This window comes from Plantactinospora sp. B6F1 (assembly GCF_040120695.1).
Lineage (GTDB): Bacteria > Actinomycetota > Actinomycetes > Mycobacteriales > Micromonosporaceae > Plantactinospora.
The window spans coordinates 9,467-27,285 of record NZ_JBEEAC010000052.1 but is presented as its reverse complement, the minus strand read 5'-3'; the positions used below and the strand labels follow the sequence as shown (position 1 = coordinate 27,285).

The following is a 17,819-nucleotide window of genomic DNA, read 5'->3' as shown; positions in this document are numbered from 1 at the left end:
CGTCGCCGGCCAGGATGTGCAGATCCGTGCCGCAGATCGTCACGGTGTCCACCTCGATGATCGCGTCCCTTGGGTCCGTGATCGTGGGGTCGCGGACATCCGCCCAGGACTTGCGGCCCGGCCCGTCATACACTAGTGCTTTCATCGGTGCCTCCATTTCTCCTGCCCCCAACCTGCTCTCTGGCCGGGCTTACCCGGCAGGGCCGGCCCGCCTCGGGAGGCGGGACCAACGTCCTGCCCCCGTCGAGCGGGGTTCGGGGACCGTTGCCTGCTACAGCCAGTCGCGGCGCTCATCGGTGAGGTAGAGGACGCTGCACCGCAGCGATATCGGGTAGCCGGTGACCCCACCCGAGTTCGGGAATGTTCGTTGCCTCGGAGGAGAATTGGAGACACCTGGTCACGTTTGCCGACACCGCTCCGGGTGGTAATGGCCCCGCAGGGTATGGCCAGGTACGCTGATACAGCGCTGGCCTGGCAGGGACTCGCATACGGGACAAACGTGGAACTCCGGTCTCTTGGGGGCACGGATGTCCCAGTTCCAGACCGCCTGGCTGACGTCGTGGGCGGCTAGGTGCAGGCTGTCGTCGGACTATACTGCTACGCGCTCATGAATCCGCACGAGTGCGTTCCGCAAGCGCTGAAGTGCGTCCTGCTCCCCGGCCACGGCTCCATTCTCCCGGACCTCACTACCTTCGGTCCCGATTCCAACGAACTGACTGCCGGGTGTTCGCCACCGTGGGGCTTCGTCGCCTACGCAGCAACGGAAGCGGCGTCCGACCCGTCATTCCGGCACTGCCGGCACCATTCGGGTCGATCATCCGGTCGACGCGTTGCCTTGCCTCGACCTCGTTGGCCGCGCTGCCGATGATGGTGTATCGGTGCGGCTTGCCGAGCCGGCCAGCCAGGTGAGGTAACCACCGTCGAGGTTGGCTACCCGGACAGGGTCACCGACGAGGGCGGCTGCGGTGTGGGCACGCTGGCCTACCTGGCAGTACACCACCAGGTCGCCGGCGGGCAGTTCGTCGAGACGACCACGCAGTTCGTCGAGCGGGATGTTGATCGAACCGGGAATGTGACCGGCGTGGTGTTCGGCGGGAGTGCGTACGTCAATCAGTGTGGTGCCGGCGTGGAGCAGGTTGTCCAGTTGATGCCACTGCACGCTGCGTTCGCCGCGGGTACGCATCGACGCGTCCACCACGATCCCCCCACGTGAACCGACGGCCAGTCCGGCGGTACGAGCCAAGCCGACCTCGGGGCGTACGCCGATGGCCAACAGGACCAGTTCGGCGTCGATCAGCCGCCCGTCGGTCAGTTCGACGGCGTCGGCCAGCACCTTGGCCGGTCCGGTCCCCAGGCACAGGGTCACCCCGTGCGCACGCAGCTGTGCGTGGACGCCTGCGGCCATCTCCGGATCGAGCGGGGCGAGAACCTGCCGGTCGAGTTCGACGACGCTGACCGCCAGACCCCGGCGGGTCAGGTTCTCGGCGACTTCTAGCCCGATGAACCCGCCACCGATCACCGCTGCGGTACGTGGGCGCTGTCCGCGCATTGCCGTGACGACGCGGTCGGCGTCGGTGACGGTGCGCAGCGGCAGGGCCCCTTCGATGCCGGGTAGATCCGGGACGATCGGTGCCGCACCGGGGCTGAGCACGAGGACGTCCCAGGATTCGTCGTACTCGGTCGCCCTGTCGAGGTCTCGCACCCGCACAGTGCGCCGCTCCCGGTCTATCGACAGCACCTCGGTGCGTATCCGCACGTCAAGACCGAACCGCCCGCCCAGCCCTTCGGGGGTCTGCAGCAGCAGGTCCTTCCGGTCGCTGATGACACCGCCGAGGTGGTACGGCAGGCCGCAGTTGGCGTAGGACACGTGCTCGCCCCGCTCGAACACGACGATGTCAGCGTTCGCGTCCAGTCGCCGCAGCCTGGTCGCCGCCGACATCCCGCCCGCAACACCGCCCACGATAACGGTCTTCATCGGTCCCGACCTCCCCTCGTCCGGTCACCCGGCAACGAAGGTACGCCCGGGGGTATGCGTCCAACCGGGCCGTTGGTCACCCTGAGAACGGTCCGGATGCCCCGTCGACGCTGTTGAACACCGGCGCCACGACGGTGTCACGACCACGCGGGCCGGGAGGAGGTCGGTTTCCGGTTCGGGACGGTCCGGCGGGTTCACGCCAGGGACAGGAACAACTTCTCAAGCTTGGCGACATCGACGGTCTGCTGCTCGCCCTCGTTCTGGGCGGTCACACACTGGCGCAGCCCGGTGGCGATGATCTTGAATCCGGCGCGGTCCAGCGCGCGGGACACCGCCGCGAGTTGGGTGACGACCTCGGCGCAGTCACGACCAGACTCGAGCATCGCGATCACCCCGCGGATCTGGCCCTCGGCTCGGCGCAGCCGCTTGATCACGTCACCGAGCGCGTCACTGTCGATCTGCATCTCGCTCTCCCACTGTTTTCGCACTGATTTCAGCATACCCCGGCGGGTATCTGTGGCAGCGGGCCATCGCCCGAGGTGACGCCGCTCCGGGCGGCGCTTTCCGTTACCCCTGGGGGTATAGGTCCGAATCCGGTCATGCGTGGGCCATGTCACCGGATTCGAGCTTGACAGTCTCGCCGCTCATGGAGATAGCGTCGATCGCAGATACCCCCGGGGGTATATGATCGGGAGGAGGCACGTGATGCGTGCCGCGCGGTGTCCCGGTGCACCTGATCTGCGCCAGCGGCAACCGGAACGTCGCCGTCGCCAGCTACCTCACCCGGGCGGGTGTAGACGCCCGGCCCGTGGCCGGCGGCACCGACGCCCGGTGGCGCGCCGGGCACCCCACGGTCCGGGGCCGCCACGTCAGCGCCTGAACCCACCCCTCAACCGCAAGGAGTTCTCGTGTTCCGTATCCTGCCGATCGACACCCCGACCCTCGGAGACCGCAGCTACCTCGTTCACGACGGCACCGTCGCGCTCGTCGTGGACCCACAGCGCGACATTGACCGGGTCCTCGACCTGGCCGCCGCCGAGGGCGTGCACATCACCCACGTCTTCGAGACCCACATCCACAACGACTATGTGACCGGCGGCTACGCCCTGGCCCAGACCACCGGCGCGGCCTACCACGTCAACGCCGACGATCCGGTGACCTTCGACCGGGTGGCGGTCCACGACGGCGACGTCATCGCCGTCGGCGACACCATGCGGGTAGGGGTGCTCGCCACTCCCGGGCACACCTTTACCCACCTGGCCTACGCCCTCGACGTCGGCGGGAGGCAGGTCGCCGTGTTCACCGGCGGGTCCCTGCTGTACGGCTCGGTCGGCCGGCCAGATCTGCTCGGCCCGGCACACACCGACGCCCTGGTGCGCCACCAGTACCAGTCAGCCCACCGCCTGGCCGGCGAACTGCCGGACGACGCCGGAATTTACCCGACGCACGGGTTCGGCAGCTTCTGCTCGGCCACCCAGTCCGAGGCCGCCGCCTCCACCGTCGCCGCCGAGAAGCGCAGCAACCCCGCTCTGACCAAGACGGAACAGACCTTCGTGGACGACCTGTTGGCCGGCCTTGACGCCTGGCCGGCCTACTACGCGCACATGGCGCCGGCCAACAGCGCCGGACCGGGCGCGCCGGACCTGAGCGTGCCGGAGCGAGCCGACGCCGAGCAGCTGCGCAAGCGCCTCGCCGACGGCGAGTGGGTGGTCGACCTGCGCAACAGGGTAGCGTTCGCCGCCGGCCACGTCGCCGGAACGCTGAACGTCGGCCTGGATGGCGGCTTCGCCACCTACCTCGGCTGGCTGATTCCCCCGGGCACCCCGCTGACCCTGCTCGGCGAGACCGTCGAGCAGGTCGCCGAGGCGCAGCGGGAGCTGGTGCGAATCGGTATCGACCGGCCGGCCGCGCACGCCACCGGCAACCCGGCTAAGTGGGCCGGCAGCGCCGCCCTGGAAGCTTTCCCCCGGGCCACCTTCGCCGACCTCGCCCAGGTACGCCACCACCGGGCGGTCGTCGTTCTGGACACCCGTCGCGACCTCGAGGCTGCCGCGGCCCGGATCGAGGGTGCCGTGCACATTCCCTTGCACGAGTTGCTGCGCCGCGTCGACGAGGTGCCCGACGGCGAGGTGTGGGTGCATTGCGCCGGGGGTTACCGTGCCGCGATCGCCGCCTCGATCCTGGCCGCCGCCGGCCGCCGTGTGGTCGCTGTCGACGACGAGTTCAGCAGGGCCCGCGAGTCGGGGCTGCCGGTGTACTTCGGTGGGTCCCCGAAGGTGGGCTCATGACCGCCGCTCTGGTCCTGACCATGGTCCTCGCGGTCGGTATCGGCGCCAGCCTCGGTCTGCTCGGCGGTGGCGGCTCCATTCTGGCCGTGCCGCTGCTGGTCTATGTCGCCGGTCTGCCGGCCAAGGAGGCGATCGCGACGTCGTTACTCGTTGTCGGTGTCACCAGCGCGGTCGGTGTTCTGCCGCACGCCCGGGGCGGCCGGGTACGCTGGCGTACCGGCCTGGTCTTCGGGCTGGCCGGTATGACCGGCGCCTACGCCGGTGGCCGGTTCGCGGAGTTCATCCCCGGCGGTGTCCTGCTCACCGGCTTCGGGCTGATGATGCTGGCCACCGCGGCCGCGATGATCAGGGGCCGGCGGGATTCCGCCGACCGACCTGCCCCGCACGAGCTGCCCGTGCCGCGTGTAATCGCCGACGGAGTGATCGTCGGCCTGGCCACCGGGCTGGTCGGCGCCGGCGGCGGCTTTCTCGTCGTGCCAGCCCTCGCCCTGCTCGGCGGCCTGCCGATGCCGGTCGCGGTCGGCACGTCGCTGCTCGTCATCGCGATGAAGTCCTTCGCCGGCCTGGCCGGCTACCTGTCCACCGTGCACGTCCACTGGGGGCTCGCCATCGCGGTCACCGTGGCCGCCGTGGCCGGCAGCCTGATCGGCAGCCGGCTCGCCGGTCGGATCCGCGAGGATGTACTGCGCAAGTCTTTCGGCTGGTTTGTGGTTGTCATGGGCGTCCTCGTCCTCGCTCAGCAACTGCCCACCCGATGGTGGCACAGCCCCCTGCTGTGGGCCGCCACCGCGGCGCTGGTCCTCGCCGCCACCGCCGTGCTCCGGTTCCGGTCGATCGCAAGCGACAAGGTCGCGCACCGCTCGACCGCTGCTCCACCCGTGCCGACACCGGCCCCGTTCCGGTCGCATCACGAGGTGGTCATCGTCGGAGGTGGTACCGCCGGCATCAGCGTCGCCGCGCGCCTGCGCCGCGCGGGCGTGTCCGACGTGGCGGTGGTGGAGCCGTCGCAGACGCATTTCTATCAGCCGCTGTGGACACTCGTCGGTGGTGGCCGCGCCGAGGCCGCACAGACGGTGCGTCCGGAGGCCAGGGTCATGCCCAAGGGTGTCACCTGGGTGGCCGAGCGGGTCACCGCCGTCGACCCGGACGCCCGTACCGTCGTCCTCGGCAACGGCCGGACCCTCACCTACGACTTCCTGGTCATGGCCCCCGGCCTGCAACTGAACCCGGACGCGATCCCGGGACTGGCCGAGACGCTTGGCCACGACGAGGTCTCCACCATCTACCACTTCGACCTGGCCCCCAGGACCTGGCAGAACATCCGGCAGACCCGGGGTGGGACGGCTCTGTTCACCATGCCGCCAGGCTCGATCAAGTGTGCCGGCGCCCCGCAGAAGATCGCCTACCTGGCCACCGACTGGTGGCGCCGTCAGGGCGTCCTGCACGACATGCGGGTGATCCTGGTACTGCCCACCGCGGCCATCTTCAGCCAGCCGCAGTGGGGTGAGGTGCTGCGGGGCGTCGCCGCCGGGTACGGCATCGAGGTCCGCCACAACACCCACCTGGTCGAGGTCGACGGCCCCGCGCACCGGGCGACGCTGCTCGACACCAAGCGCGGCGCCATGGAAGAGATCCGCTACGCGATGCTGCACGCCGTACCGCCGCAGAGCGCTCCCGACTGGGTCGCCGCATCACCCCTGGCCGACCCGGACAGCCCGTTCGGCTACCTGCAGGTCGACCAGTACACCCTGCAAAGCTCGCGCTGGCCCAACGTCTTCGCCCTCGGCGACGTGGCCAACCTGCCCACCGCCAAGACCGGCGCCGCGATCCGAAAGCAGGCGACGATCGTCGCCGCGAACCTGCTCGCCGCCCGCCGCGGCGAACCTCCGCCGGCCCGATACGACGGTTACACCTCCTGTCCGCTGATCACCGCCCGCAACCGGATGCTGCTGGCCGAGTTCGACTACGACCTCACGCCACGGCCCAGCTTCCCACTCATCGACACCATGCGACCCCGATACGACATGTGGCTATTCAAGCGCTACGGCCTGCCAGCGCTGTACTGGCATGGAATGCTGCACGGCCGCGCCTGATCCTCCGCAGCCCGTCCACCGCACATCCCACCTCTTGCCGAAGGAGCACAACTTCCCGTGACCGACGCCGCCGCACACCCGACCCGACTCGACCCGGCTGCCCTGCGCGACTGGCTCGCCACCGACGACACCGTCCGCGTCCTCGACGTACGCAGCCCCGCCGAGTTCGAGGCGGTCCACATCCCCGGCGCCTACAACGTTCCGCTGCACCTGATGCGCGAGCACCGCCGGGAACTTCACGCCCACCTCGACCAGGTCGTCCTGGTCTGCCGCTCGGGTATGCGCGCCGCCCAGGCGGAGCAACTACTCGCCGAAGTCGGCATGCCGAATGTGCACGTCCTCGACGGTGGCATCCTCGCCTGGCAGGCCGCCGGCGTACCGGTCAGGCGCGGCCGGGCCCGCTGGGACATCGAACGGCAGGTCCGGCTGGTCGCCGGCACGCTCGTCCTGCTCAGCGTCCTCACCAGTCTGGTCCTGCCCGGCGTGCAATGGTTCGCCGCCGCCATCGGCGCCGGCCTGGTCGTCGCGGCCCTCACCAACACCTGCGCCATGGGCGCCGTACTGACGAGTTTGCCCTTCAACCGAAGCGCCAACTGCGACATCGACAAGGTCATCGGCCAGCTCGCCGCCCGCTAGGTTCTGTCTCGCCGATCATGGTCGTCCCGGACGGTGATGGATCAGTTGGTTAGCTGGTTTTCAGGAGCGCGGTGACCGGGTGGGTCATCGCGTGTGGTGCCTCGTGCTCGGCGGGTGGGACGTGGCCGAGCTCGCCGTGCAGCCTTCGGCTGTTGTACCAGTCGATGTATTCGACGGTTGCCATCTCCAGGTCGTCGAGCCCGCGCCAGGGCCCCCTGTCGCGGACGAGTTCGGCCTTGTACAGGGAGTTGAACGCTTCGGCCATGGCATTGTCGTACGAGTCGCCCTTGGATCCGACCGAGGCGACGGCGCCGGTCTCGGCGAGCCGCTGGCTGTAGCGGATCGCTCGATACTGGGCGGATTCCAGTGGTCGTCGCAACACTCTGATCGAGGGGTGTGTCATGGGAAGACCTCCGGGGTGGGTGACGGCGGCACCAACGAGAACACCAACGGACTGCTACGCCAGGGCAGCCGAAGGTGGCTGCTGCTACCAGGCCAACCTGACACGTTCCGAACAGCGTCGGAGGGTGGTCCGGGAGTCTATGCCCGTCGTGGGTTGGCCGTAGGTTAGAGGTCCTGCTCGCGGGCTGCGCGGACGGCGGTGGTGGGGCGAGGGTGAACAGGCCAGGCTCGGGTTCGGTCAGGATCTGGCGGGCGACGAGGCGTTTGAGCTTGGCGCGTAGGCCTTCGGTGTCCTTGGCGGTGGTCCCGGTGCCGAGGGTGTGGCAGATGTCCTTGGCGCGCATCCCGCTGGTGGCGGTGTGGAAGACGGCGAGGATCTGCTGGTAGGCGGGGCTGGCGATGGTCGCCTCGGCGGGTGCCGCCGGATCGGTCTGGCCGGTCAGGATGAGTAGGGTCTTGCGGGTGATCGTGAGTTCGGCCAGCTCGGTCTCGGCTGCGGTGAGCTGTGCGGTGAGGGTGGCGATCTGCTCGCGTAACCGTTCGGCCGCGACGCCGGTTCGCCGGCCGCCCTCGCCGCCGGCTACGACCTGGTGTTCCTCATCGCCGCCGGGATCGGCCTGGCCATCGCGCTGGTGAGCCTGCTGCTGCCACGACACCGGCGGGGCTGACCCCGGCCGGAGGGCGACCGCCGTCCGGCGAGCACGAGAACGGGGGCCCGCTCCCGCTCGGCGCTACCCGAAGGCGGGTGTCGCCGAGCGGGAGCGGAAGGCACCGGTCGTCCTTCCCGGACCACCGGCCCGGTCAGCAGCCCAGGCCGTCCTGGTACGACTTCGGGACATCGCCGTCGGCGACCTTGTCGGCGATCTCCCAGACGACCTCGGGGTAGTCGCCCTCGTCGTTCATGTCGTGCAGCACCTTCCAGTGGTGGCTGCTGCGCAGCGCGGCCGCGGCCTGCCTGACCGCGTGGTCGTCGCCGGCGGAGTCGGCCCGGATCCACTCGGCGATCCAGTCGCAGGTGACCCTGCCGGCCACCGCGGCGCCGAACTGGTACGGGTCGTTGGCCCCGGCGTTGTCCAGTACCGACACGTCGAAGCCCGGCGGGGACGGCATGTCGGCGAGAATCCTGGCGGCTTCCTCGCGGACGTCGCCCGGCGTGACGATCTCCGGCGGCAGCGCCTTGAGGAACGACTCGGCATCCACCTTGATCACGTGGGTGAGGATCTCGTCGAAGGTGGCCCGGGTCCAGTTGCCCCCGGTGCGCAACTCGACAAAGGTGCCGTCCTGCGGCCTGAGCATGGCCGCCATGTCGTTCCTGCGGTAGGTGAAGATGCTGGCCGGCCGGTTCGCCACGGTGGTCGCCTCAGGCTTGCTGACGTGCAGCCGGTCGTCGTAGTAGTCCTGGTACTGCTCGTCCGGGTACCAGTTCATCTGCAGGCTACGGTCGCCGTTCTGGAATTCGATGCTGCCGGTCTCCTCGGCGAACCCGTAGACGCTGATCGCCTTCCAGCCCGGCTCGTCGATCAGCAGGCGCGGGTGGTCCTGCGCAGCCTTCAGGTCGAGTTCCCACCCGCTGATCGCGGCCGTGTCCACGCCGGGCAGGCCGGTCGGTCCGCCGTACACGTCGTCGGGCTGCGCGGACCAGAGCGACGAGGTGGCGATGATGCCGGCGACGGCCGCCGCGGCGGCCGTGGCGCCGACGAGTCGACGGACGAGGGTACGGCGCGGCGGTCTCGCCGGTACCGGGTCGAGTTTCGGGGTGGACATGATCTCCTCCAGGAGATGCTGATCCGCCCCGCCGAGGCGCGCGACGATCTCAGGTCGATAGGGGTCGGCGTCTCGAACCAGGCGGTCGAGGTGCTCGTCGGTCATCTGCCCTCCTTCGGGACGGGTGCGGCCAGGACATCGAGTACATGTCCGGGTGCCTCGGCGTCGTCACCGACGAGTTCGCGCAGCCGGGCCCGCGCCCGCGACAGGCGGGTCCGCGCCGCGGTCGGGCTGATTCCGACCACCTCCGCCGCCTCCCGGGGCTGCAGGCCCTCCCATACCGTGAGTAGCAAGATCTCCCGGTCCGTGTCGTTGAGCCGGCGCAGCGCGGCCTGCACGGCGAGCCGCTGCGGCACCTCACTGCCGGGATCGGGCGTGGAGACCGCGGTCAGGCAGTGCCGGAGCCGCTCACCCAGCCGCTGTCGGCGGATCCCGCTGCGGTGGTGGTTCGCCAGCACGCGGCGGGCCACCCCGTACAGCCACAGCCGGATCTCATCCTCGGCGGGCAGTTCGGCGCTGCGCCGCCACGCCACCAGGAAGGTCTCCGCGACCACGTCGGCGGCGTCGTCCGGCTGCCCGACACGACGTGACGCGTACGCGAGAATCGCTTCGAAGTTGCCGGCGTAGACGCGCCGAAACCGGTCCTCAGGGCTCACGTCTCTTGCATGTCCGGCACCGCGCCCATCGTGGCACCACGATATCGCCGGCCGATCGCCGGTCCTCGGCCGGACAGTCCGGGGACCCCGACTCCTTCAAGATCAGGTTCAGGATCAGCCGTAGGCGGCGCGGAGGGTGGCCGTGATGCCGGCGGTCGCCTCCTTCACCAGGTCGGCGAGCTGCTCCACGCTGTTGGCGTGGATCGCCGAGGTGACCGAGACCGCGGCGATGGCACCCTTCTCCGAGTTGAGCACGGGTGCCCCGACCGCGAAGTAGCCGACGTGCATCTCCTCCACCTCGGTGGCCGTGCCGGTCTCCCGGGCCCGTTCCAGCGCCTGGCTCAGGTGCAGCGCCGAGGTGATCGTGCGGGGCGTACGACGGGGGAGGCCGGCCCGGAGCGTCTCGGTGAGCAGCCTCGGGTGCGAGTACGCGAGCAGTACCTTGCCCACGGCGGTGCAGTGCATCGGCATCCGGCCGGCGATCTGGGTGTGCCGGGTCGGCTGCCGGTACGGCGACAGGCGCTCGATGACCAGCGCGTCGAGGCCGTCGACGACGGCGAGGTGCACCACCGAGCGGGTGCGGTAGAGCAGTTCCTGCATGTACGGCCGGGCCGCGTCGCGCAGGATCCGCTGCCGTGGCACCCGCTGGCCCAGCTCGAACAGGCGTAGCCCGAGCCGGTAGTCGGCGCCGGACCGCTCCAGCACCCCCCACATCGTGGCGACCTGGCAGATCCGGTGGACCGTGGTGCGGGGCAGGCCGGTGCGACGGACCAGCTCGGCCAGTGACAGGTCGACGTCGTCCATGCTGAACGCGTCCAGGATTATTTCGATCTTGCCGGCGACCGACCGTGGGTCGAGCCGTTCGGTGTCCCTCGCGGCGGTCATGTCGCCTCGTCGTGGTGGGCAGGGTCGGCGCTCCCGCCGGACGCCGGCGTGGCGGTGCCGTGTCGCGGCGCGGCGGTGCCGTGTCGCGGCGCGGTACCGGGGGAGAGCGGGGTCTCGTCGAGGAACTTGGTGACCAGCGCCGCGACCTCCTCGGGCAGCTGCTCCATCAGCGGGACCATGCCGCCCTCGATGATCTCCAGGCAGGCCTGGGGGAAGCGCTCGACCAGCCGCGACACCTGGTGGAAGCTGATCGGGTCGGCGGAGGCGCCGATGCAGAGCACCTGCCCCCGGTAGCCGGTGCGCCCCTCCATCCGGTAGGCGCTGATCGCCCGGTGTCCCTCCTCGGCCTGGTCCTCCAGGAGCAGTACGTCCCGGACGTACCGGTCGAGCAGGTCGGGCCGGGCGGGTGGGTAGAAGCCACTGCGGCGTACCCACAGCTCCATGAGGTGGCGGCCGTCGTCCTGGAGTTCGACCAGGCTGAGCGGGTGCATCTGCGGCCGGTTGCGCCGGAACACCTCGTCGACGTAGGGGGTGCCGGAGAGGATGAGCGCACCCGGTCGCTCCGGCTGCTGGTGTGACATCTCCACCGCCACGATGCCGCCGAGCTGGTGGCCGAGCAGGTGGACGCGGTCGAGATCCAACTCGTCCAGGAGCGCGAGCACCGCCTCGGCGTACCGCTCGATGGAGTGGTCGGTGATCGACTCGGATGCGCCGAAGCCGATGATGTCCGGGGCGATCACCCGGCGCCTCGTCGCCAGCAGGGGCATCAGCTCGCGGAACTCGTCCCACGAACTGGGCGTCTGGTGCAGCAGCACCAGCGGTTCGCCCGTTCCCATCTCCACGTAGTGGATCAGGCCACTACGGGTGCGGGCGTAGTGCGGGGAGAACATCGGGGCGATCATCAGCCTTTGGTCCCTGTCATCGTCTTTTGTCTGGTTCGAGGCTTTGCTGGCTTCGGCCCGTCGGCCGGAGTGTTCCCTGAGGTGCTGCCGCCAGCCTAGTTCGGCCCGGACTCCGGCCAGCCGAGCCTGCATCCACTGACCGGAATACCGCGCTGGTCAGCGGGGTGGTCGGTCGCGCAGCCTATGACCGCAACGGCCCGACGGGACGGGAAGGAGGGCCGATGACGACCGATCTTGTCGAGCGTGCCTGGGCCGCGATAGACGCGGACCGGCTACGCAACCTGACGCTGCGGATGGTCTCGACCCCGAGCCCGACCGGGGACGAGGCGGCGCTCGCCCGGCTGCTGACCGGACATCTGGCATCGGTCGGGCTGGAGGCGGCGTACCAGGAGATCGACGAGAGGCAGGGCAACGCGGTCGGCAGGCTGCGCGGCGACGGCACCGGGGCGGACCTGCTGCTGTACGCCCCCATCGACACCCTGTCGGTCGGCACCGAGGACGAGGACGTGCCGCAGGTCGGCGACGCCCTGCGCCCGGACATGCGCCCGGAGGGCGTGCGGGACGGCGACCGGGTGATCGGGCTCGGCGCCAGCAACCCGAAGGGGCACGCCGCCTGCGTCGTCGAGGCCGCCTCGGCGGTCGCGGCCGCCGGCCTGCCCCTGCGCGGCTCGCTGCTGGTCGGGCTGGGCGCCGGCGGGATGCCCACCAACAGCCGCCCGGGCGCGACCCGGGCCAACACCGGCCAGGGCAACGGCTGCTCGTTCATGCTCGAACAGGGCGTCTGGGCCGACCACGCGATCCTCGCCAAGCCCGGCTGGGCGGTCGCGCACGAGGAGGTCGGACTCTGCTGGTTCACCGTCCGGGTGAACGGCACCTTCAACTACGTGGGCAGCCGGCAGCGCCTGCCGTACCGCAACGCGATCGTGGACGCGGCCCGGCTGATCGGCGAACTGGAGCGTTGGTTCCCGGAGTACACCGCACGGAACACCGGCGGACTCGTCGCGCCGCAGGGACACGTCGGGTCGGTACGCGGCGGCTGGGAGCGTACCGCCGCGTTCAACCCGGCGGTCTGCGAGTTCACCGTCGACCTGCGGACCAGCCCGCGCACCACCCCGGCCGACGCTGCCCGGCAGTTCGGCGAGGGCATCCGGGCCGCACTGGACCGGCTCGGCGACGTCTCCGCCTCCTGGGAGATGGTGCTCGCCATTCCCGGCAGCCACACCGACCCGGACAGTTGGATCGTCCGCTCCTGCGTACGGGCCTGGGAGCGGGCGACCGGCCGACCGCACACCCTGGACGAGGCGGCCCGGACGACGAGCGGTGCCACCGACGGCAACATCCTGCGCAACCGGGGCATCCCGACCGCGCGGATCGGCATGCCCCGACTGCTCGGCACCGACGGATCCGAGGTCGACTTCCCGATGGGGATGAACTCGGTGTCGATGACCAACATGCTCCGGCTGACCCGGCTGCTGGTGACGGCGGCGGTGGACGCCTGCACGCGTGAGCGTTCGGAACTGGGAGGAGTCGCATGACCCGCTGGTGGCAGGAACCATTCGCTGGCGAGGCCGGCGTCGCGTACGCCTCGTTCGCGCACCGTCAGGCGCCCGGACAGCGCCCGGCGGTGATCGTCATCGACGTGGTCCGGTCCTTCGTCGGCTCGCCCGGCCTCGACCTGGCCCGGGCGATCGAGGAGTGGCCGACCGCCTGCGGGCCGGCCGCGCACGAGGCGTTGCCGGCGATCGCCGCGCTGCTGCGCGCCGCCCGCACCGCCGGGGTGCCGATCGTGCACCTGCGCCCGTCCGGTCCGGCGGCCCTGCTCCTCGGGCCCACCGTCAAGAACGAGCTGGTCGGCGAGTTCGTCAACGGCCGCCCCGGTGCGGTCGACTTCGTGCCCGAGTCGACGCCCCGGGACGGTGAACTCGTCGTCGCGAAGCCCCGGGCGAGCGCCTTCTTCGACACCCCGGTGGCGACCTATCTGCACGCGCTGGGCGTGGACGACCTGATCGTCGCCGGTACCACCACGTCCGGCTGCGTACGCGCCTCGGTGGTGGACGGCTTCTCCCACGGCTTCCGGCCGTTCGTGGTCGAGCAGGCCGTGTTCGACCGCTCGCGGCTCTCCGCGGCCGTGAGCCTCTACGAGATGGACGCGAAGTACGCCGATGTCGTGCAACTCGACGACGTACTCGAACGGCTGGCGGGGGTCTGATGAGGACCGTGGACTTCCACGCCGACCGGCTGCGCCTTTCGGGCTCGCTCTTCCTGCCCGAGGAGCGCCCCGCGGCCGGCGTGCCGGCGGTGGTCTTCTGCCACGGCTTCGGCGCGACCCGGGAGTACGTGGCGGCCGACATCGCCCGGGCGCTGCGCGACCGGGGCATCGGCGTGCTCACCTTCGACCACCGAGGTTTCGGCGAGAGCGAGGGGGAGCGGTGGCGGATGCTTCCGCACGAGCAGGTGGCGGACATCCGCAGCGCGGTCGTCTACCTCTCCACCTGCGAGGGCGTCGACCCGACCCGGCTCGGGCTGTACGGCATCAGCTTCGGCGGCGCGCACGCGATCTGCGCCGCGGCGGCCGAACCGCTCGTGCGGGCGACCGTCTCCTGCGTGCCCTTCGCCGACGGCGCGGAGTGGATGCGCTCCATGCGCCGGTACTGGGAGTGGTGCGAACTGCTCGACGAGATCGCCCGCGACCGGGTCGACGCGGTCGTCGAGGGACGCTCGGCCGAGGTCGACCCGGACCGGATCCTGGTCCGCGACCCGGAGTCGGTGGAGTGGAACGAGTGGCTCAAGCGCGACTTTCCCAGCCGGTCCGAGTACCGGCTGCCGCTGGAGACCGCCGGCGCGATCATCGAGTACGCGCCCATCCGGCACGCCGACCGGGTCTCCAATCTGATGATCATCGCGGCCGGTCGGGACACGCTCGTGCCCAGGGAGCACGCCGGTGCGCTCTACGCCGCGGCGAGTGAGCCCAAGGAACTGCTCACCCTGCCGGACGCGACCCACCACGACATCTACCGCGGCCACCACTTCGACGAGGTCGTGGACGCGGCCGCGCGGTGGTTGAGCGCACACCTCGATACGACCAACGCGGAGGTTCGGAACAGATGACCATCGAACGCGAAGCGGCACAGCCACCGGTGTGGCAGAACGACACCCCGGAGGGCCAGGCGCCGGTGAGGGAGGGGCAGGACTGGTCGTCCTGGCCGACCTACGACAGCGCGGTACTGGGACTGCGCGACTACTGGTACCCGGTCGGCTGGGCGGAGCAGTTCGGGCGCAAGCCGCAGACGGTCCGGCTCCTCGGCGAGGACATCGCGCTGGTCCGCGAGGGGGACGAGATCTACGCGCTGCACGACCGGTGCCCGCACCGGGGCGTGCCGCTCTCGCTCGGCCGCCGCCAGTTCCCCGACACGGTGAGCTGCCCGTACCACGGCTGGACGTTCGAGCTCAAGACCGGCAACCTCTGCGCGGTCCTGACCGACGGGCCGGACTCGCCGATCTGCGGCAAGCTCAAGGTGCGTACCTACCCGGTGGCGCAGCGGCTCGGCCTGGTCTGGATCTACGTCGGCGCCGGCCCGGTGCCGCCGGTCGAGCGGGACATCCCCGACGAACTGCTCGAGCACGACTTCGTGATGGGCGGGCGCAGCGACATCCGGAACGGCAACTGGCGCTTCGCCGCGGAGAACGGCTTCGACGAGGGGCACGCCAAGTATCTGCACAACACCGCCCTGTGGCGGCTGTTCAAGGTGATGCCGGCCTGGAACAAGACCCGGATCCAGCAGGAGGGACCCTGGCTCGTCCGGGTGCAGGAGGAACTGCACTGGGAGGCGGAGTACCCGGGGCTGGGCGTCTGGACCAACAAGCGGTGGTGGAAGCGCATGCCGCTGCCCGACCGCCCGGGCAAGGGCAGCCGGGTCAACCCGGTCATCGACTCGCTCAACATCCCGGGCTTCGTCTCGATCCGGCTGCCCGGCCTGCTGCGGGTCGCGTACCCGCAATTCATCCACTACGAGTGGTACGTGCCGGTCGACGAGGACCACGTCCGGTACGTGCAGATCATGGCGCGGTTCGAGCGGGGACTGACCGCGGCCGCGTTCAAGCTCAAGTACCTCGCCGGGATCCGCTGGCTCTTCCACGGCCAGTTCACCGGCCAGGACGCCTGGATGGTCGACGTCAGCGACGCGCCACCGGAACGGCTCTACCGCCCGGACGTCTCGATCACCACCTGGCGTCGCCTGGTCGAGCGGTCCAAGCCCGTCGTCCAGACCCGTCCCCTCCGTGCGAAGGACGAATCATGAAGCTGCGTACTCCCGTCGTCGTGACCGCGGCCGTCGTGGCCGTCGCCAGCCTGCCCCAGGTCCGTCGCGGCCTGGCCCGGCTGCTCCTGCGCACCACCGGCACGGTGGTCCGGGACCAGCGGCGGATCCGGTGAGCGAGGTCGTCCTCGGCGTCGGTGCCTCGCACAGCACGCTGATGAACACCCACTGGGACGAGGTCGCCGACCAGCCGGACGCGATCGGGTTCCGCGACGGTCTGACCGAGGCGGCGGCGCTGGTCGCCGACGCCCGGCCGGACGCCGTGGTGGTGATCGGCTCCAACCACTTCCGCGGCTTCTTCCTCGACCTGATGCCGGCGGTGACGGTCGGCGTCGCCGAGTGCGTTGGCGCGGGGGAGTCCGGTACCCCCGGCGGCCCGTTGCCGGTCGACACCGGCCTCGCCCGGCACCTCGTCGACTCGCTGCTGGACAACGAGTTCGACGCCGCGTTCTCGCTGCGACTCCAGGTGGACCACGGCATCACGCACAGCCTCCAGTACCTGGTGCCCGGGCTGGACGTGCCGATCGTGCCGATCGTGCTGAACATGTTCGCCCCGCCGCTGCCGACGCTGCGCCGCTGCCACCGGCTGGGCGAGCAGCTCGGCCGGGCCATCGCCACCGACGGTCGGGACAAGCGGGTCGTGGTGATCGCCTCGGGCGGCCTGTCGCACCGGCTGCCGTGGCCGAAGTGGTTCGAGACGTTCTCCGACGACGACCGCTTCCTGGTCGAGGCGTGGCTCAACGGGCGTACCTCGTGGACCGAGTACGAGGTGCGGCGGCGCCAGATCATCCGGGCCGCCGAGGCGGACATCAACCCCGACTTCGACCGCCGCTTCCTCGACCTGCTCGCCACCGGCCGGCTCGACGAGATCGTCGGGTACGACAACGACCGGGTCGAGGCCGAGGCCGGCAACGGCGGGCAGGAGATCCGCTCGTGGGTCGCGATGGCCGCCGCCGTCGGCCCGGCGCAGGGGCGCACCCTCGGCTACGCGCCCATTCCACAGTGGCTCACCGGCATGGGTGTGGCCGTGCTCTCCCCAGGAGGCGACCGATGACGTTCTGGACCGACCTGACCGGGACCCCGTTCCGACTGGAGTACGTGGACGCCGGTGGGATACCCACCCGAACCCTCCGGGCCGGCGCGGGCGAGCCGGTGGTCTTCCTGCACGGCACGAGCGGCCACCTGGAGGCGTTCGTCCGGAACATCCCGGCGCACGCCCGGCACTTCGACTGCCACGCCATCGACATGCTCGGGCACGGCTACACCGCCGGGATCGACGCGCCGTACCGGATCCCCCGCTACGTCGAACATCTGCTGCGCTACCTGGACGCCGTCGGCATCGAGCGGGCGCACCTGGTCGGCGAGTCGCTCGGCGGCTGGGTCGCCGGCCGGCTCGCCGCCGACCACCCCGACCGGGTGGCCCGGCTGACGCTGGTCGCGCCCGGCGGTACCGTGGCCAACCCGGCCGTGATGGAGCGGATCCGGACCAGCACCCGCGCGGCGGTGCAGAGCGACGACGTCGGGCTGACCCGCAAGCGCCTCGAACTGCTGATGCACGACCCGGTCAAGGACGTCAGCGACGAACTCGTCGCGGTGCGGCACGACATCTACCACCGCCCCGAGTTCCAGGCCGGCCTGAACAACCTGCTCTGCCTGCAGGAGATGGAGAACCGGCGGCCGGACCTGCTCACCGAGGAGCAGCTCGGCCGGATCGCCGCGCCGACACTGATCGTGTGGGGGGCGGAGAACCCGTTCGGCGAGATCCCCGAGGCGAAGCGGATGAACGCCGCGATCCCCGGTTCCCGGCTGGAGATCTTCGCCGAGTGCGGGCACTGGCCCCAGCACGAGCACGCGGAGCGCTTCGACGCGCTGAACATCGCGTTCCTCACCGGACGGGGGTGA

General features: G+C 70.5%; 18 protein-coding genes and 2 pseudogenes. 12 read left to right on the top strand and 8 right to left on the bottom strand.

Going from position 1 to position 17,819, the window contains the following annotated elements:
- Positions 1-397: 397 nt before the first annotated feature.
- From ABNF97_RS34400 to ABNF97_RS32565, 3 genes are all read right to left on the bottom strand, one after another.
- Entirely contained in the window at positions 398-529 is a 132-nt protein-coding gene (locus ABNF97_RS34400) for a hypothetical protein (protein ID WP_502930585.1), read from the bottom strand.
- A gap of 285 nt (positions 530-814) precedes the next feature.
- On the bottom strand, positions 815-1,975 hold the full coding sequence (locus tag ABNF97_RS32570; RefSeq protein ID WP_349340874.1) for an FAD-dependent oxidoreductase: 1,161 nt from the start codon (positions 1,973-1,975) through the stop codon (positions 815-817).
- Between the two features lie 194 nt (positions 1,976-2,169).
- Positions 2,170-2,439: a metal-sensing transcriptional repressor gene (locus ABNF97_RS32565; RefSeq protein WP_130463619.1), complete on the bottom strand. Its 270-nt coding sequence runs from the start codon at positions 2,437-2,439 to the stop codon at positions 2,170-2,172.
- Between the two features lie 245 nt (positions 2,440-2,684).
- Between ABNF97_RS32565 and ABNF97_RS32560 the strand changes: the two genes are divergently transcribed.
- The 5 genes and pseudogenes from ABNF97_RS32560 (at position 2,685) to ABNF97_RS32540 (ending at position 6,992) form a co-directional block, all read left to right on the top strand.
- Positions 2,685-2,855, top strand: a complete 171-nt coding sequence (locus tag ABNF97_RS32560) for a rhodanese-like domain-containing protein (protein ID WP_130463618.1) — start codon at positions 2,685-2,687, stop codon at positions 2,853-2,855.
- Between the two features lie 28 nt (positions 2,856-2,883).
- A complete protein-coding gene (locus ABNF97_RS32555; protein ID WP_349340873.1) occupies positions 2,884-4,263 on the top strand; it encodes an MBL fold metallo-hydrolase in 1,380 nt (459 codons plus the stop codon).
- Positions 4,260-5,084, top strand: a pseudogene (locus ABNF97_RS32550) (sulfite exporter TauE/SafE family protein); the annotation flags it as partial. The gene ABNF97_RS32555 and the pseudogene ABNF97_RS32550, both read left to right, overlap by 4 nt.
- Complete coding sequence (locus ABNF97_RS32545) at positions 5,079-6,356, top strand: NAD(P)/FAD-dependent oxidoreductase (RefSeq protein WP_349340876.1); 1,278 nt, start codon at positions 5,079-5,081, stop codon at positions 6,354-6,356. The pseudogene ABNF97_RS32550 and the gene ABNF97_RS32545, both read left to right, overlap by 6 nt.
- Positions 6,357-6,413: 57 nt before the next feature.
- Positions 6,414-6,992, top strand: coding sequence for a rhodanese-like domain-containing protein (locus ABNF97_RS32540; protein WP_502930584.1), 579 nt, complete (start codon positions 6,414-6,416; stop codon positions 6,990-6,992).
- Positions 6,993-7,041: 49 nt separating this feature from the next.
- Here the strand turns inward: ABNF97_RS32540 and ABNF97_RS32535 are convergent.
- The 5 genes and pseudogenes from ABNF97_RS32535 to ABNF97_RS32515 all read right to left on the bottom strand — a co-directional run.
- Positions 7,042-7,347: pseudogene (locus ABNF97_RS32535) on the bottom strand (integrase core domain-containing protein); the annotation flags it as partial.
- 848 nt (positions 7,348-8,195) lie between these two features.
- Positions 8,196-9,263: a hypothetical protein gene (locus tag ABNF97_RS32530; RefSeq protein ID WP_349340872.1), complete on the bottom strand. Its 1,068-nt coding sequence runs from the start codon at positions 9,261-9,263 to the stop codon at positions 8,196-8,198.
- Positions 9,260-9,814: a sigma-70 family RNA polymerase sigma factor gene (locus ABNF97_RS32525; RefSeq protein ID WP_130463613.1), complete on the bottom strand. Its 555-nt coding sequence runs from the start codon at positions 9,812-9,814 to the stop codon at positions 9,260-9,262. Before ABNF97_RS32525 ends, ABNF97_RS32530 begins: the two co-directional genes overlap by 4 nt.
- A gap of 114 nt (positions 9,815-9,928) precedes the next feature.
- A complete protein-coding gene (locus ABNF97_RS32520) occupies positions 9,929-10,699 on the bottom strand; it encodes an IclR family transcriptional regulator (protein ID WP_349340871.1) in 771 nt (256 codons plus the stop codon).
- On the bottom strand, positions 10,696-11,601 hold the full coding sequence (locus ABNF97_RS32515; RefSeq protein WP_349340870.1) for an alpha/beta fold hydrolase: 906 nt from the start codon (positions 11,599-11,601) through the stop codon (positions 10,696-10,698). The genes ABNF97_RS32520 and ABNF97_RS32515 overlap by 4 nt, the downstream gene beginning before the upstream one ends.
- 221 nt (positions 11,602-11,822) lie before the next feature.
- Here ABNF97_RS32515 and ABNF97_RS32510 point away from each other — a divergent pair, with 221 nt between their 5' ends.
- From ABNF97_RS32510 to ABNF97_RS32480, 7 genes are read left to right on the top strand one after another with little or no spacing between them, the layout of a single operon-like run.
- Positions 11,823-13,136, top strand: a complete 1,314-nt coding sequence (locus ABNF97_RS32510) for a M20 family metallopeptidase (RefSeq protein WP_349340869.1) — start codon at positions 11,823-11,825, stop codon at positions 13,134-13,136.
- Positions 13,133-13,810 carry an isochorismatase family protein gene (locus ABNF97_RS32505; protein ID WP_130463610.1) on the top strand — a complete coding sequence of 226 codons (678 nt, stop codon included), beginning with the start codon at positions 13,133-13,135 and terminating at the stop codon, positions 13,808-13,810. The genes ABNF97_RS32510 and ABNF97_RS32505 overlap by 4 nt, the downstream gene beginning before the upstream one ends.
- Complete coding sequence (locus ABNF97_RS32500) at positions 13,810-14,709, top strand: alpha/beta hydrolase (RefSeq protein ID WP_349340868.1); 900 nt, start codon at positions 13,810-13,812, stop codon at positions 14,707-14,709. The genes ABNF97_RS32505 and ABNF97_RS32500 overlap by 1 nt, the downstream gene beginning before the upstream one ends.
- Positions 14,706-15,899 (top strand): aromatic ring-hydroxylating oxygenase subunit alpha, encoded by a 1,194-nt coding sequence (locus ABNF97_RS32495; protein ID WP_349340867.1) that lies wholly within the window; start codon positions 14,706-14,708, stop codon positions 15,897-15,899. Before ABNF97_RS32500 ends, ABNF97_RS32495 begins: the two co-directional genes overlap by 4 nt.
- Complete coding sequence (locus ABNF97_RS32490; protein ID WP_165436783.1) at positions 15,896-16,033, top strand: hypothetical protein; 138 nt, start codon at positions 15,896-15,898, stop codon at positions 16,031-16,033. Before ABNF97_RS32495 ends, ABNF97_RS32490 begins: the two co-directional genes overlap by 4 nt.
- Positions 16,030-16,971: a DODA-type extradiol aromatic ring-opening family dioxygenase gene (locus ABNF97_RS32485; protein WP_130463608.1), complete on the top strand. Its 942-nt coding sequence runs from the start codon at positions 16,030-16,032 to the stop codon at positions 16,969-16,971. Before ABNF97_RS32490 ends, ABNF97_RS32485 begins: the two co-directional genes overlap by 4 nt.
- Complete coding sequence (locus ABNF97_RS32480; RefSeq protein WP_349340866.1) at positions 16,968-17,819, top strand: alpha/beta fold hydrolase; 852 nt, start codon at positions 16,968-16,970, stop codon at positions 17,817-17,819. The genes ABNF97_RS32485 and ABNF97_RS32480 overlap by 4 nt, the downstream gene beginning before the upstream one ends.

What these genes read in the sequence shown, in the direction of transcription:
- ABNF97_RS32570 (WP_349340874.1), bottom strand. Translation starts at nt 1,975, where the DNA reads ATGAAGACCGTTATCGTGGGCGGTGTTGCGGGCGGGATGTCGGCGGCG.
- ABNF97_RS32480 (WP_349340866.1), top strand. Translation starts at nt 16,968, where the DNA reads ATGACGTTCTGGACCGACCTGACCGGGACCCCGTTCCGACTGGAGTAC.
- ABNF97_RS32495 (WP_349340867.1), top strand. Translation starts at nt 14,706, where the DNA reads ATGACCATCGAACGCGAAGCGGCACAGCCACCGGTGTGGCAGAACGAC.
- ABNF97_RS32530 (WP_349340872.1), bottom strand. Translation starts at nt 9,263, where the DNA reads ATGACCGACGAGCACCTCGACCGCCTGGTTCGAGACGCCGACCCCTAT.
- ABNF97_RS32520 (WP_349340871.1), bottom strand. Translation starts at nt 10,699, where the DNA reads ATGACCGCCGCGAGGGACACCGAACGGCTCGACCCACGGTCGGTCGCC.
- ABNF97_RS32515 (WP_349340870.1), bottom strand. Translation starts at nt 11,601, where the DNA reads ATGATCGCCCCGATGTTCTCCCCGCACTACGCCCGCACCCGTAGTGGC.
- ABNF97_RS32505 (WP_130463610.1), top strand. Translation starts at nt 13,133, where the DNA reads ATGACCCGCTGGTGGCAGGAACCATTCGCTGGCGAGGCCGGCGTCGCG.
- ABNF97_RS32500 (WP_349340868.1), top strand. Translation starts at nt 13,810, where the DNA reads ATGAGGACCGTGGACTTCCACGCCGACCGGCTGCGCCTTTCGGGCTCG.
- ABNF97_RS32510 (WP_349340869.1), top strand. Translation starts at nt 11,823, where the DNA reads ATGACGACCGATCTTGTCGAGCGTGCCTGGGCCGCGATAGACGCGGAC.
- ABNF97_RS32490 (WP_165436783.1), top strand. Translation starts at nt 15,896, where the DNA reads ATGAAGCTGCGTACTCCCGTCGTCGTGACCGCGGCCGTCGTGGCCGTC.
- ABNF97_RS32565 (WP_130463619.1), bottom strand. Translation starts at nt 2,439, where the DNA reads ATGCAGATCGACAGTGACGCGCTCGGTGACGTGATCAAGCGGCTGCGC.